This is a genomic window from Endozoicomonas sp. OPT23 (assembly GCF_009653635.1).
Classification (GTDB): Bacteria; Pseudomonadota; Gammaproteobacteria; order Pseudomonadales; family Endozoicomonadaceae; genus Endozoicomonas_A.
This window is the reverse complement of the sequence record NZ_PPFD01000006.1, coordinates 536311-551662: the sequence shown is the minus strand read 5'-3', so window position 1 is coordinate 551662 and position 15352 is coordinate 536311. Positions and strand designations below refer to the sequence as shown.

The 15352-nt window shown below is 43.9% G+C and carries 7 protein-coding genes and 1 pseudogene; 5 read left to right on the top strand and 3 right to left on the bottom strand.

The window, feature by feature from the left end:
• Positions 1–3 precede the first annotated feature (3 nt).
• Positions 4–1398, top strand: coding sequence for a Si-specific NAD(P)(+) transhydrogenase (gene sthA / locus EOPP23_RS16355; RefSeq protein WP_153767053.1), 1395 nt, complete (start codon positions 4–6; stop codon positions 1396–1398).
• Between the two features lie 20 nt (positions 1399–1418).
• On the opposite strand, the gene EOPP23_RS16350 is transcribed toward sthA, so the two are convergent.
• A complete protein-coding gene (locus tag EOPP23_RS16350) occupies positions 1419–6245 on the bottom strand; it encodes a hypothetical protein (protein ID WP_153767052.1) in 4827 nt (1608 codons plus the stop codon).
• Between the two features lie 241 nt (positions 6246–6486).
• On the opposite strand from EOPP23_RS16350, the gene EOPP23_RS21850 reads away from it, so the two are divergent.
• Together EOPP23_RS21850 and EOPP23_RS16335 are read left to right on the top strand one after the other, a co-directional pair.
• Positions 6487–6684 carry an FAD:protein FMN transferase gene (locus EOPP23_RS21850; RefSeq protein WP_153767239.1) on the top strand — a complete coding sequence of 66 codons (198 nt, stop codon included), beginning with the start codon at positions 6487–6489 and terminating at the stop codon, positions 6682–6684.
• Positions 6656–7111, top strand: a pseudogene (locus tag EOPP23_RS16335) (NAD(P)(+) transhydrogenase); the annotation flags it as partial. The gene EOPP23_RS21850 and the pseudogene EOPP23_RS16335, both read left to right, overlap by 29 nt.
• A 20-nt stretch (positions 7112–7131) precedes the next feature.
• On the opposite strand, the gene EOPP23_RS16330 reads toward EOPP23_RS16335, so the two are convergent.
• Entirely contained in the window at positions 7132–12075 is a 4944-nt protein-coding gene (locus EOPP23_RS16330) for a hypothetical protein (RefSeq protein ID WP_153767050.1), read from the bottom strand.
• A gap of 252 nt (positions 12076–12327) precedes the next feature.
• Here EOPP23_RS16330 and EOPP23_RS16325 point away from each other — a divergent pair, with 252 nt between their 5' ends.
• Together EOPP23_RS16325 and EOPP23_RS16320 are read left to right on the top strand one after the other, a co-directional pair.
• A complete protein-coding gene (locus tag EOPP23_RS16325; protein ID WP_194842639.1) occupies positions 12328–13722 on the top strand; it encodes an alkaline phosphatase in 1395 nt (464 codons plus the stop codon).
• Positions 13723–13837: 115 nt separating this feature from the next.
• Positions 13838–14758: a patatin-like phospholipase family protein gene (locus tag EOPP23_RS16320; RefSeq protein WP_153767048.1), complete on the top strand. Its 921-nt coding sequence runs from the start codon at positions 13838–13840 to the stop codon at positions 14756–14758.
• A gap of 7 nt (positions 14759–14765) precedes the next feature.
• Here the strand turns inward: EOPP23_RS16320 and EOPP23_RS16315 are convergent, their stop codons facing one another.
• Positions 14766–15326, bottom strand: a complete 561-nt coding sequence (locus tag EOPP23_RS16315; protein ID WP_153767047.1) for a Smr/MutS family protein — start codon at positions 15324–15326, stop codon at positions 14766–14768.
• Between the last annotated feature and the right edge of the window lie 26 nt (positions 15327–15352).

Sequence of the window (15352 nt, the reverse complement as noted above, 5' to 3'; positions counted from 1 at the left end):
TAAATGGGCGTAGGTAAATATGACCTGGTAGTACTGGGTTCCGGTCCGGCTGGTGAAGGCGCAGCCATGAATGCCGTAAAACTCGGTAAGCGAGTTGCGGTGGTTGAACAGAGTGCTTTTGTCGGCGGCAGTTGCACTCATATGGGCACCATACCGTCCAAAGCGTTGAGACACTCTGTCAAGCAGATCATGGATTTCAACACCAACCCCATGTTCAGAGAAATCGGTGAGCCGCGCTGGTTCAGCTTTCCTAAAGTACTGAAAGCCGCAGAGAAGGTTATTCAGAAACAGGTTCAGTCCAGAACCATGTACTATGCCCGAAACCGTATTGATCTCTACTTCGGTCATGCTTCCTTTATTGATGAGCACACCATTGAGGTGCAGCAGGAAAACGGCCATGCCGAGAAGCTGCATGGTGATAATGTTCTGATTGCTACGGGCTCTCGTCCCTATCAGCCTGCTGACGTTAACTTTCGACACCCCAATGTCTTTGACAGTGATTCTATTCTTCAGCTGACAACGACTCCACGTCGTATGATTATTTATGGCGCTGGTGTTATCGGCTCTGAATATGCGTCTATTTTCTCAGGCCTTGGCGTGCTGGTAGATCTGGTGGATACCCGTGATCGTCTACTGTCTTTCCTGGATAAGGAAATATCGGACGCGCTGGGTTATCAGCTTCGCAAGATGAATGTAATCGTTCGCCATAATGAAGAATATCAGAAAGTTGAAACGCTGGAAGACGGTGTCGTGATGCACCTGAAATCCGGTAAGAAACTGAAAGCCGATATTCTGTTGTGGGCCAATGGCCGCACAGGTAACACCCAGAATATGGGGCTGGAATGTATTGGTATGAAAGCCAATAACCGTGGTCAGCTGGATGTAAATGAGAACTATCAAACCAGTATTGATCATATCTATGCAGCAGGTGATGTTATTGGCTGGCCAAGCCTTGCCAGTGCTGCCTATGATCAGGGACGTTCGGCAGCCGGTAATATGGAACAGGCTGATCAATGGCGCTTTGTAAATGAAGTGCCAACAGGGATTTACACAATTCCTGAAATCAGTTCGCTGGGCAAAAACGAAGAAGAGCTAACAGCAGAGTCTGTGCCTTATGAAGTAGGTAAAGCACTTTTTGCTCGACTGGCCAGAGCTCAGATTACCGGTGAGAAAGTCGGCATGCTGAAAATTCTGTTCCACCGGGATACCGGAGAGATATTGGGTATACACTGTTTTGGTGACCAGGCCTCCGAGATCGTTCATATCGGTCAGGCGGTTATGTCTCAAAAGGGTGAAGCTAATAATATCAAGTATTTCCTTAACACCACCTTTAACTACCCAACCATGGCTGAAGCCTATCGTGTTGCGGCTCTGGATGGTCTGAACAGGTTGTTCTAACCGACTGATTTTTTACACCCCTAGGGTAAAATAACTCGAGGGGTGTAAACCTGTTCTTTTTCCTTTCTCATCATGTGCGTAAACTCATCATCTTTATATTTCACATGAGTCTGCTTTGGAATCAGTAACGGTGAAGGGTGAGTGTTGAAATCTACTTTTGTCGTGTCGTTATCGGGTTGATAGGCGGTTGAATGGCTGAAGGGCGTGGATAACCATTGAGTGGCAACATTCGCGATGCCAGAGGCTAACGTGTACCAGTATGATTCTTGGTGACCCGGAGAAAGGCGTGGTAAATGGTGATTTAGCCCTGTCACCCATGGTCCCGGTTTTTCAGGGCTGCCGTCAATCCAGTTGAAGGTGGGTTCAAGTACCTGTTTCGCCCAGCCAAACTCATTAAACAGGCCGTCGTAAGCTGTGCTTGCTCCCATAAGAACTGCGCCACCTGTCAGCATATTGGCTGCACCTATGACAGAGAATACAGCGGTGGTCGGAATCAGGCTCATTTTTGTTCTGCTGTAAGAGAGAGGCTGGCCTGAGAGGAATCTGGATACAGATGCAAATCCAGGGTGTTTTGGAACAATTACGTTTCGACTGTACTTGGCAACCGCTCTAAAAGTGGTGGTGGCAGAAGAGTAGGCCAGCGCATGATTTACAAGGCTGCCCACAGGTCTCAGTGGTTGTAAAGTTTTAGATCTGTTGCGAATGTATTTTGTCACGCTGGGGTATGCTTTTCGATACGAGCTGTCACTATGGGCTGATAATTGCAGGTCATAGATTTCGCTTTGAGATATCGTGTCAGAAAGGCTCTCAGCAGCAGCATCAACATAGTCTTCCCAGTTCGGAAGACTTAATTTCAACAGCCATTCTGCAGTCTCATCAGCAAGTTTCTGGTACTTTTCCTCGGAGATGTCGGCATTAATAAACTGTTTTCTGGCCATGCTTCGTTTGACCTTAAGGTGCGACTCCAGCTCTTTGACTGAGTCAAATCCCTGCAACAGGCTGAACAGCATTAAAAGGTGGTCACCATTCCAGGTCAGGTCCGAGAATGTCTGCATTGCTGCGGTATTAAAGGTTGTTATTACATTATGCAGGCTGAATGTACTTGGAGACTCATGGAAGTAACTGATAGCGGTAAAGTAGTTCCCCCAGAGGTATGAGCCCAGTAACGGAGCTGCTACGTATTGTAATACGCCATTCTGTGGTTCAGGTGCCTTGTAGGATTCTTTCAAACTCGTCATCATCATAGAAACCCTTTCAGGATCCCCAAACCCGGTCATTTGGAGTAACCCTTCGATAGAGTCAGCGATCTGTTCAACGGTATGCACGCCGCCTGTCTGATAATAGTCACGAATGAGTTGAGCAGTGAACCAGAAATAGGCTGTTTTCAGGACGTCTTTACCAAGGTCTTTAGCCAGATTAGTTTCCAGTTCATAGCTTGTGCGGCTTTGAGAGTACTTGTTCTCAGACTCAGTTGTAATCGAACGTTGAAAAGTGCCCGGTTCAGTCGTTTGTGCAGACTCAAAGTTGGACGAAGCTGCTGATGCTTCCGTGATTTCAAGTCCTTTAGCCGAATCTAACAGCTCTTGTTCGGTTTCTTCCTGAAAAACACCTGACTTTTTTGCCCACTCAGGCACTTTCACAGGACGCCTTTTGATTGTTTCACGAACAGTCTTTGCTTTTGGTAGCCCTGATTCAGATCGTTCAGCACTGTTCGGGAGTACTTCATTTTCCTGTGTAGAGCTGGAGCTGCTTTCAAATGAAGGTAATAGTTCTGCTTTGTCAAAAGCTGTACTGAAGGTAGATCCTTTCTCACTCTGAGCTATGTCAGGGTTTACAGGATGTTCTGTGATAGGTCCTGGCACAGCCTCTGTCGTTGTCTCTGCACCAGTCTGCGGCTCTAAAAGGTCAGCTTTTTTAGCACTTTGAGAAGTATCTTCTTCGCTTTTACTGGAAGATGTATTGTGCTTTATCTTTGTTGGCTGTTTAGTAGTAGTTGAAGTAGGGCGGTGTACAGTAGCAATTTCCACTTTTTCATTGTCAGTCAGTGACATGCCCAATAAAGAAACCTCAGGTTTAGAGGGTGTCCTGGAAAGAGAGGGAAGGTGGGCAGACGCCATGGGCGTTGGATAGCGAAGACTTGTGGGAAGTGGCCGCTTTCCTGATGCCTTCCTGAAGGCAGAGGGAGTCTTTTGTGTGTGCTGGCTAAGGTAATCTTCAATTTCACCGTCTATTTTAATTCTATGTGGTGTATCCTGTAGTCTGTTTAAAGTTTCTCCTTCATCTTCTCCATATGCCCTGCATTCATCCGCAAGATTGTCATTTTTATGAACAGTTTGTAACTTTTTGCTGACGACCTTTGCTTCAAAACCTAATGGTCTTACAAGCTCTTTAACCATGCCGATGCCTGGGTGTCTTTTTTCAAAGTCTGCTGAATAAGCATCTTGATGAAGCTCCATGCCAATGGGAATAAGTTCAAATGAAAGATGCTTTCGATCAAAAAAAGATTTTTGTCGCAATATTTCTGCAGCTTGATCATAAGCTTTCAGTAGTCGTAATTCATACTGATCCTTAAGTGCTTGATCAACAAGGTAAACGGTTTCTTCGTCATATTCTTGTGCCGCTATGGTTTTTATTGTTGATTTTCGTTGAGTGAATTTTTTGTTTTCAACTTTTTGTTGAATGTAATCATTCTTACCATGCTCTCTTTCAGCTTTGATCTCTAGCTCTATGCCCTTCTTAACCTGCTGCTTAATAGTTTTTATTCTCTTTCGGCTTAAAGTACTGGAATCAATTTCTTCATGAACTGTTTTTAGAGTTTCTTCTTTTACTAGTAAATTAAGGTCGTCAAGTCTGAAAAATACTCTTAAAGAGTTTATAACAGCAATTCGATCGTGATGTTCAAGTAGGTAAGGGTGGGCAAGATAAGATCTATAGTGAAAACGATCTTGTTCAGGAACGTTATATTTATTGAAAACTGCTTCAAGCTGCTGTAGTACTCGAATGTGCTCAGGTTTTTTATGCTCGGTCTCAATGATGGGTTTTGACTGGTCTTTGTCGGGTGTTTTAGAAGGTTTAGGGGCGCTTCCTTTCCAGATCTTTCGATCATTTTTAAATGATTTTTTTTTGAAACTTTTTCTTTTCTCTGATCTTGGTTTGGATTTTGATTCAGATATTGATCTGTCCAAAGCAGATGTTTCAGTTTTATCGACGACTAGTGCTTCAGTTTTGGTTTTATCGATGGTTGATGGGGTATGCGCCGCTTTTTCAGTAGTTGTGGTGATGGGTAACGTCTCTGTTCTTTGTGATAGTTCTCTTTTTTTATTTTTATTGTGATAGGCTTCAAATAGTTCTGTTAGTTTTTTGGTTTCTAAAGCTTCTTCCTTTCTTCTGGTTTCTTCTTCTTTTTTAAGAGCTGCGTCAAAGGCTTTTATTTCTTCCTGACTTTCCAAAGATTGTCTCTTTCTAATTATCTCTGCCCTTTTCTCGGTATCTGATTTTATTTTGTCCTCTAGTTTTAATAGAGCCTCCTGAATTGGGCTAGGCTTCGGCTTACAGATTTCTTCCTGAAGAGAAAGTTGAGTCGATTCAATGCTAACTGGTTGAATAGTTTCTTGTTCGGGTCGATTGAAAAATGGGTCAGAGCAACGGAGTAAACCTTTGTCGTTTAGCATCAGGTCAATTAAATCTATAGCGAGTTTGTCAGGCTGCTCATGGGTAATGATCAGTTCATCATTATCCAGATTCTCTTTGAATAGGAGTAAATCAAAGTGTGGATATCTGATGCCTTTTTGTTCTCTCCAGATAATTGATTTTGGATGAGTTTGTTGTCTTCCCATAAAAATAGTAGGAGGATTTTCATTACTTGGAATAATGGAAACTAATTCAATGAATTCTGGAATGGGTCTTTCAATGGGTAAGGGTTGTTTTGCCATGTCCCAGAACAATGCAATTTCAGGCCTTAATAAGGCTAAGTCAGGTGTAGTCTTCTGTGTCACTGTAAACTTCATGATTTTTAGAAATGTGTCAAAGCTGATACTCTCTTCAAATCGATGGAAAATTGTACCATGAATTGCGTCTTCAGCAGTGAATGTCGGCCACGTTGCTATATGTGATAAATGCTGAAATAACCAGGAAAACTCATTTTCATCAGGTAAGTTATATGAAACGAACGTTGCTGGTGTTATTCCCTGATCAATATGTCTTTTTATTTCTTTTTCAGATAGATTTTCCAGCTCGCTCTTTATTCTACTTCCGGATTCAGTTTTATTAACTTTGGACTGATGTCCTTTTTTTGTGCTTTCTTTATTATACGGTTCTGAATCCGGTTCAGAATTCGACTCTGGATCTGCTGATATGTTTTTTGATTTTTTGTGTTCCATTGAAAGTTGGGTGAGTCTGAGAAACTCGGCTTTGATTTTAGGATGTAATGAATCTTCCTCTGTATTAGGAAGGACACCTTGTTCGTGCAATTCCGATTGAGTGATTTGAAAGAGAAAAAGTAGGCCCGTGTGAGGCTCGAACGTCATTAGGTTGTTTTCGGGATTATAACCAATAGTTAATGCTGGATTTTTAGCTGCCCTGTATCCGTATGTAGCAAAAAGCCAGTCTGTATTGTCTTTCATCTTTGTGTATGATTGACGAAGAACGATATCTTGCTCAAAGTCAATTTCATCAGCGAAAATATTACTGTTGTACAGAGCACTGGAAAGAAATGTCAGGATGAGAGTGGTGCGTATCGTGATGAAATAAAATAGCTTCATATGGTCCCCGGTCATGAGGTGTGACTTCGCACCCATCATCGGTACTTTTGTTTTGACTGATGTACATACATATTTATGATTATTCATATTAGCTTTCTTTTATGTCTTTTCAAGAAATCTATTTTCAGATTGTTCTCTTAATGCAATGCCCCCTAATAAGAGCAATAAAAAAATTGTTTAGAGCTTTTATATTTATGCTTCAGGGATAAGGGTTCTTATTTGACAGAGTGGCTGCTGTGCTGGAGTCAAAAGGTATCACCAATTATATGGTCGAGATTGGCGGTGAAGTTGAACGTCCGTATTTAAGCCTGATGGTTCACAATGGCTTCTGTTAATTCGTGGTTCTGGCATAGCTGGCGATGAATTACCGGCACTGATTTCATTAACGGACAAAGCCGTGGCAACATCAGGTGATTATCTGAATTTCTATGAAGTCGATGGCCAGAAATATTCCCACACGATTGACCCTAGAATTGGCCACTCTGAAATGGGACGACTGGCCAAGCCTTGCCAGTGCTGCCTATGACCAGGGACGTTCGGCGGCCGGTAATATGGAGCAGGCTGATCAATGGCGCTTTGTAAATGAAGTACCAACAGGGATTTACACTATTCCTGAAATCCGTTCGCTGGGCAAAAACGAAGAAGAACTAGCAGCAGAATCTGTGCCTTATGAAGTAGGTAAAGCCCTGTTTGCCCGTTTGGCCAGAGCTCAGATTACCGGTGAGTAAGTCGGTATGCTGAAGATTCTGTTCCACCGTGATACCGGAGAGGTATCGGGCATACACTGTTTTGGTGACCAGGCTTCAGAGATCGTTCATATCGGTCAGGCGGTTATGTCTCAAAAGGGTGAAGTTAACAATATCAAGTATTTCCTTAACACCACCTTTAACTACCCAACCATGGCTGAAGCCTATCGTGTTGCGGCTCTGGATGGTCTGAACAGGCTGTTCTAACCAGCTGGTCTTTTACGCCCCTAGGGTAAAATAACTCGAGGGGTGTAAACCTGCTCTTTTTCCTTTCTCATCATTTGCGCAAACTCGTCATCTTCATACTTCACCTGAGTCTGCTTTGGAATCATTAGCGGTGAAGGGTGTGTGTTGAAATCTACTTTTGTCGTGTAGTTATCGGGCTGATAGGCGGTTGAATGGCTGAAGGGCGTGGATAACCATTGAGTGGCAACATTCGCAATGCCAGAGGCTAACGTGTACCAGTATGATTCCTGGTGACCCGCAGACAGGCGAGGTAAATGGTGATTTAGCCCTGTCACCCATGGTCCCGGTTTTTCAGGACTGCCGTCAATCCAGTTGAAGGTGGGTTCAAGTACCTGTTTCGCCCAGCCAAACTCATTAAACAGGCCGTCGTAAGCTGTGCTTGCTCCCATAAGAACTGCGCCACCTGTCAGCATATTGGCTGCACCCATGACAGAGAATACAGCAGTGGCCGGAATCAGGCTCATTTTTGTTCTGCTGTAAGAGAGAGGCTGGCCTGAGAGGAGTCTGGATACAGATGCAAATCCAGGGTGTTTTGGAACAATTACGTTTCGACTGTACCTGGCAATCGCTCTAAAAGTGGTGGTCGCAGAAGAGTAGGCTAAAGCATGATTTACAAGGCTGCCCACAGGTCTCAGTGGTTGTAAAGTTTTAGATCCATTGCGAATGGATTTTGTCACGCTGGGGTATGCTTTTCGATACGAGCTGTCACTATGGGCTGATAATTGCAGGTCATAGATTTCGCTTTGAGATATCGTGTCAGAAAGGCTATCAGCAGCAGCATCAACATAGTCTTCCCAGTTCGGAAGACTTAATTTCAACAGCCATTCTGCGGTCTCGTCAGCAAGTTGCTGGTACTTTTCTTCGGAGATGTCGGCATTAATAAACTGTTTTCTGGCCATGCTTTGTTTGACCTTAAGGTGCGACTCCAGCTCTTTGACTGAGTCAAATCCCTGCAACAGGCTGAACAACATTAAAAGGTGGTCACCATTCCAGGTCAGGTCCGAGAATGTCTGCATTGCTGCGGTATTAAAGGTTGTTATTAAATTATGTAGGCTGAATGTACTTGGGGACTCATGGAAGTAACTGATAGCAGTAAAGTAGTTCCCCCAGAGATATGAACCGAGTAATGGGGCTGTTATATAATGTGACACGCCATTCAGTGGTTCAGATGCCTTATAGGATTCTTTTAAATTCGTCATCATCATGGAAACCCTTTCAGGATCCCCAAGCCCGGTCATTTGGAATAATCCTTCGATAGAATCAGCGATCTGTTCAACGGTATGTACGCCGCCTGTCTGATAATAGTCACGAATGAGTTGAGTAGTGAACCAGAAATAGGCCGTTTTCAAGACATCTTTCCCAAGGTCTTTAGCGAGATCAGTTTCTAGTTCATAGCTTGTACGGCTTTGAGGATGCTCATAGCCAGTTTCAGGTAGGGCTTTCGTATCTTGGCCGGGAAAGTTTTCAGATTCAGCTCCAATTGCCAGCTGGGTGGTGTCCGCGTCAGCAGCTGGTGCTGATGGGGTAATAAGGGGAGTGGTCACGGTGGTAATAGCAACTAATGAAACTGTCGAGTCCGGATCATTGATATTCTTTTCATCGGTTTCTGCTCTTGCCAGCTCTTCATCATTTTCCTCTTGTAGTGGGGTGATTGTTTTTGTCCATTCAGGTACTTTTATAGGGCGTTCGTTGACTTTTCTAGTAGTAGTTTTTGGTTGTGATGCTTCAGATTCGGATTGAGGTTGCACGTCTATTGCGAGAGGCGCTTCAGTTATCTTGGAGGAGCTGGAATCACCTTTCTGTGTTTCTGATGGCTCTTCTTTCTTCTCGGAGGCTGGGCTGATTGTAGACGTTTCTTCGATCAAAGTCTGATCAGGTTGTGCTGTGTTTTCTGTAACCAGTAGAGTTGTTGCATCAGGTGTAGCGGTATTGACGAGCGGTTTTGTGGAGTCTGGTTGACTCACAATCGCTGTAAGACCTTCACCACTTTCCCCGGAGGAAATCGAGTCCTCTAACCTGAGTGGAGCCTTAACCTTTTCATTAGAGCTCTTACGACCTCTATATCTCTCTCTTAATGAGTTAGCAAAGGCAATTTTTGCTAACTCTGCCTCTTCTTGTATATGATTTTTTGATGAATCAGATTCCGATCCTGATACAGAAGAGCTCCGGGAGAAGGGATAGGTTAAGCTGATTTCCATGGGAACGGGCGTAACGATTCTTTTGGGAAGTCCTGCAAGTTCTGACTGATAACTCATATTTTTAGTAAATGTAGCAAAAGCTTGAGGCATGTGTTCATCAAGGTATCTTGCTATTTGTGTATCAATTTTTTTTCTGTGAGTGGTGTCCTGCAATCTGTTTAAGGTTCCGCCAGAACTCTCTCCTATCGATCTGTTGTAATCAGTAAGGTTGTCTCTTTTATGGGTTCTTTCCAGTGCTTTAGTGACGACGAGTGCTCTGAAGCCAAATGGTGAAATCAGTTGATCAATCATCTGAATTCCAGGGTGCTCTTTTTCAAAAGCAAGGGCGTAGCCATCTTGTCTCAGGGGCATGCCAGTGGGAATAATTTCTATTGAGTAATGGTGCTGCTCGAAGAAAACAGCTTTTCTCTTTTGCTCAGTGCTTTTCTCACAAGCAGCGAGGTACCTTGATTCATATTGATCCTTGATTGCTTCTGCAATGATACGATCAGTTTCTTCGTCAAACGTTTTTTCGGCTTTTGTTCTTATTTTTTCTTTACGTTGGAATCGTCTTTTATTATCTAATTCCTTCTGAATGTAATCTTTTTTTGCTTCCTCTCTTTTTATTCTGACTTCTGATGCTATTTCATCTTTAACACTTTTTCGGATAACTTCGGTTTCTCTTCTCCGTAATGTTCCAGTATCAATTCTTTCATCCGTGCTGGAGAGTATGTCTTCTTTCAATTTAGAGTGTATGTCGTCTAAATTAAAAAATGCTTTCAAGGACTGGATGATAGGGGAACGATATGGATGTTCGAGAAGCTCCGGCTGTGTCAGGTAAGATAAATAGAGTGCTCTTTCCGAAGCCGGTATTTTGTGTTTAGTCAGGATATCTTCAAAACGTCGGGCTAGTTCAATGTGTTTGCTCTCTCTGGTACTTGCTGTTGTACGTTCAGAGACAATGCTTTCTTCATTATGAACAGCTTCTTCAGTTTTAGTCTCCTCCTTGGGTTTTTTCTTTTCTTTTCCTTTGTTCCAGCTCCTGTTTTTTGATTGTTTGTTTTTTATTTTGCTTTTGCCTTTTTTGGCGCTTTTTTCAGTACTGATCGTTGGTTCAGGGTTTTTGCTTTTGATATCTTCATCTGGTATTGTTGATGCAGCAGTAGATTTAAAATTAGTTGCTTCTTCTTTTGCTTCTTCTTTTTTTACAGGCTCTGCTGTCTCTGTTTTTTCCTTCGCTTCGTGAAAATCTTTAAAAATCTTAGCCAGTTTTATGGATTCTTCTTCATCGCTGTGTTTTCTGGCTTCTTTTTCACTCTTGATAGCGAGTGCTGCCGTTTCATCAGATTCTGCTAATAGTTGTTTGTGCTTTTCTTCTTTAGCTTGTTCTATCAACGCAGCAAACGCCTGATCTATAGGACTTAGGGCAGGCTCTTCGCCGGTTTCACTAAAAGGAAAAAATTCTGATGGTATAATTCTGGACGGATCCAGTTTGACACCTGATATTTTATGAAATAATGGGTCATCCCAGGAAATATGGCCAAGACCATCGATCATCTTTTCCAGTATTTCTTTTGCCAGCTCATCAGCAGTTTCATAGAAATTCCGCAATTCATCAGCATTAAAATGGTAAGGATCAAGCACAAGGTTAAAGTGTGGGTATCTTATGCCATGCATCCTTTTCCAGATGATTGATTCAGGATGAAATTGTGGCTTTTCCATCATAACAGCCGGAAGTTGTCCAGGAATTGGAATGATTGAAACAATTTCAACTCTTTTTGAAATAAACTCTTCATCGGCTAAAGAGATAGGTTTTACGGCTTTATCCCAGAATAATGATATATCGGGTTTTAATGAATCGAGTATGGCTAATTGTCTTTGTTCAACGGTTGACTTCATAATGTTTAGAAATGTGTCAAAGGCGATATGTTCATTGAAACGATGGAATAGGTAGCCGTGTTTTACATTTCCAGGTTTTAAAGTTCGCCAGCTTGCTATCACGGAAGAGTGTTTTCTTGCCAGTTTGCGAATAATCTTTCTATCAGGGAGCTGGTGGGTTACCCACCTCTCTTGCTTTATTCCCAGCGATTCTTGTCTTTTTAACTCTTTCAACATTAACGCTTGCAGCTCTGTCTCAGGTACAACTATTTCTTCTTCCGTAGTCACTTTTCGCGATTGCGAGCCTTCATCTGAGCTTGAATCAGAATCGTCATCTGAATCTGACTCATCACCTGAGTCTGGCTCATCGTCTGAATCTGGTTCATCATCTGATTCAGCATTAGAGTTTTTGCCTGGTTCTTCATCAGAGGGTAAGGTTTGATGGTCTTTTTTTTCCGGGTTTTTAGCCTCACTTTCGTCTAACTCTTCCAGGTTTCTCTGAACTATCTGAAGAAACATGGTTTTGCGTTTGGGGTGTATTTCTTTGCTCTCTTCGAGAGGAAGTATACCGTGCTCACGGAGTTCTGATTGAGTCACATAGTAGAGACTAAGTATTGACTCATCAGGTTTGAAGATCAGTAAATCTTCAGCAGGGTTATAGCTAATAGTGAGTGATGGTGAATTTTTCTTATGCCCATATTGAGCATGGAGCCAGATTACCCCCTCCTTCTTATTGGCGTATGACTTAATAAGGGGGATATCTTGTTCAAGATCTGTTTCATCTGCGAAGATAGCACTGATGTGCAATGTGCTTGCAAGAAGCGTCAGGATAAAAAGAATGCGCATCGCGACGGCATAAAATAGATTCATACGGTCCCCGGTCATGAGTTAGTACTTCGCACCCATCATCGGTACTTTTGTTTTGATTTATGTACATACATATTTATGATTATTCATATTAGCTTTCTTTTATTTCTTTTCAAGAAATCTATTTTAAGATTGTTCTCTTAATGCAATAAACCCTGGTAAGAACAACAAATAAACTGTTTAGAGCTTTTATATTTACGTTTCAGAGATTAGGATTCTTATTTGATACTTCCGTACATAATAAGAATGAAAACTATGTTGTCTGATGCACTTAAAAAAAGTTTTAGCCTGTTTCTTATTGGCCTCTGTGCTCTCTCCGGTGCCTCCTTTGCTAAAGAAAGAAATATCATTCTTATCATCGGTGATGGCATGGATGACCAGCAGATCACTCTGGCCCGAAACTATCTGGAGGGTGTTCAGGGCAAGCTGAACCTCGATCGAATGCCGGTCAGAAGTGCGGTGCAGGTGCTCAGTGTTTCAGATAGAGAGCCGGAAAAGGTTGTTTATGTGGCCGACTCCGCCAACAGTGCCACAGCTGTCGCAACGGGTGTGGTGACCAGTCGTGGCCGTATCGGTACCAGTGCCGGAGAAGATAAGGATCTGATCAGTATCATCGATCTGGCTGAAAAGGCGGGTATGAAAACCGGCATAGTAACCACGGCCAGTATTACTGATGCGACTCCCGCCTCTTTTATGGCCAAGGTAAAGCAAAGAGAGTGTGAAAACCCGTCCATGATGGTTAATGCGCTTTACCATGACCGCAAGCCTGTGGACTGTTCGTCTGATACCAAAGCCAAAGGTGGAGCTGGCTCGATTGCCGAGCAGATTGCTGATTCAGACGTTGATCTGTTTCTGGGGGGAGGTTTCAAACACTTTGAATTCGAAGCAGAGGGTAAAAAACAAACTGTTCTTAATAGTGCAAAAAAGAATGGCTTTCATGTACTGGATGCATCGTCAGATCTGAATGGATTGCCAGCGGATAAGAAAATATTGGGATTGTTTGCAGAGAAACATTTGCCGGAGAGCTGGGCCTTTAAAGGTGACAGGGAAGCTGAAAGGCCTTATCCCAGCATGCTGAATTATGTTCACAAGTACCTTGGTTCAGTAAAAATGCCGGAACCGGTTGAGTGTGTGACAAACCCTGAGTTCGGCAATACACCCTCTCTTTCAAGGATGACGACTGCTGCCCTGAATCATCTTTCCAGTGATAACGATAAAGGCTTCTTCCTGATGATTGAATCGGCTTCAATCGACAAGGCCTCTCACAGACGCAGAACCTGCGGTCAGTTGGGTGAAGTGAAACAACTTACCGAAGCACTTGATCAGGCTCTGGCTTTTGCGGACAAGAATCCTGATACGTTAGTTCTGGTTACAGCTGACCATGGTCAGGCAGCGCAGCTGGTGCCGGACACCAGCATTTTTTCCGGTTTTGATTTGCCGTTCTATACACCGGGTTATCTGGTTCGAGTGAAAACACCGGAAGGCAGTGTCATGGCCGTGAATTATGCGACCAACGGTTTGTTTGCTGAAGAACACACAGGTGTTAATGTGCCATTGTTCGCTAATAAGGAAGGTTTGGGGAAAGTGCCTGCCATGATCACCCAGCCGGAATTGTTTGATCTTATGACCGGCTATCTGAACCTCAGGTAATTACCCAGACATACGAATTCATAAGTTGTTTGCCCGCCGCAAGCGGGTAAACAACCATTTAATATTCGATTACGTGTGTCTACACACATGATCATTCATGGGCAGGAGTCATTCTATGTCAAACCGTGTCGCTCTGGTTCTCGGTAGTGGTGGTGCCCGTGGTTACGCTCATGTTGGTGTTATTCGCGAGCTGGAAGCCAGAGGCTACGAAATCGTTGCGGTTTCTGGTGCATCCATGGGCGCGCTGATTGGCGGCCTCTGGGCAACCGGAAAGCTGGAAGAATATTGTAACTGGGCTGAAAACATCGATTATCTGGAAATGATTCGGCTAATGGATATCTCTCTCTCAAAACCCGGCGTCATCAAGGGAGAAAAGCTCTTTTCACGCATCAGGGAAATAATGGGCAGCCATCGTATTGAAGAGCTGGCTGTACCTTATACGGCTGTGGCCACCAGTCTAAGCACCCGTAAGGAAGTCTGGTTTCAGCGTGGAGACCTGGTGACAGCAATTCGTGCCTCCTGCGCCATTCCATCACTATTCAATCCGGTAGAAATGCAAGGGCAGCTATTGGTGGATGGTGGGGTGTTGAATCCACTGCCGATGGCACCCGCTGGCTCAGCGATGGCGGATATGGTGGTGGCAGTCGATTTGCTGGGTGAAGCGAAGCCTGACCTCCACAAAAGCCTCAGCAAAGAAGATGAGTCGGAATCTGTTCTGGAAGGCTGGTTCAGAAAACTGTCGGGTAATAAAAAGGAGAAGCAGCCGGAAGCAGCCTTGCTGGATTCTCTTAACCTGATGGATGTGTCCAACCAGGCTATGGAAGTGATGCAGGAGTCCTTGTCCCGATACAAGATGGCGGGCTATCTGCCGGATGTGCATATATCGGTACCAAGAAACATCTGCCAGTTTTACGAGTTCCACCGATTTCAGGAAATTGCTGAAACCGGCAGGCAGTTGGCAGTAAAAGCTCTGGACCAGTGGGAAGCGGAGAAAACCGATCAGCCTCACGCATTGCTCGAAGCTGATTCTGTTTAAATCCGGTTTATTGCTTTCGTTTCAGAAGGACCAATACCGAACCCGTTCCGCCTTCGGAAGGTGGTGCTGAACAGAAGGCCAGAACGTCTGAAAGCTGCTTTAACCAGTGGTTAACATGGCTTTTGATGGTGCTCTGGCGATCCTGAGTTCGGTGGGATTTACCATGCACTATACGAACACAGCTGTAACCTTTTTGTCGTGACACCTGTAGAAACTCGTACACCAGTTCCCGAGCTTCCTCGACCTTATAGCCGTGCAGGTCAACCTGATAACGAACCTCTATCAGGCCCTGACGCAGTTGCCGCATACGGGTTTGTTGAATACCCGGCCGACTGAAACTGAGCTTCTGCTCCGGTTCGATAGGTTCAACCCAGGCTTCTGATAGCGCGGCACCACCACCCATATCTGCTTTTTGTGCCGCAGCACGACGGGCCTGAAGGGTGCTTTCCGGTATGAAATTGACTGGCTTTTGAATATCAGCCTGCTTATTGCCTTTTTTCAGTGGTGTGACACCACTCATGGCCTCCATAAAGGAGTCAGGCAGATCATCATCGTCTTGGTCAATCATTGCTCTGAGGGTCTTGAGTAGTGAAA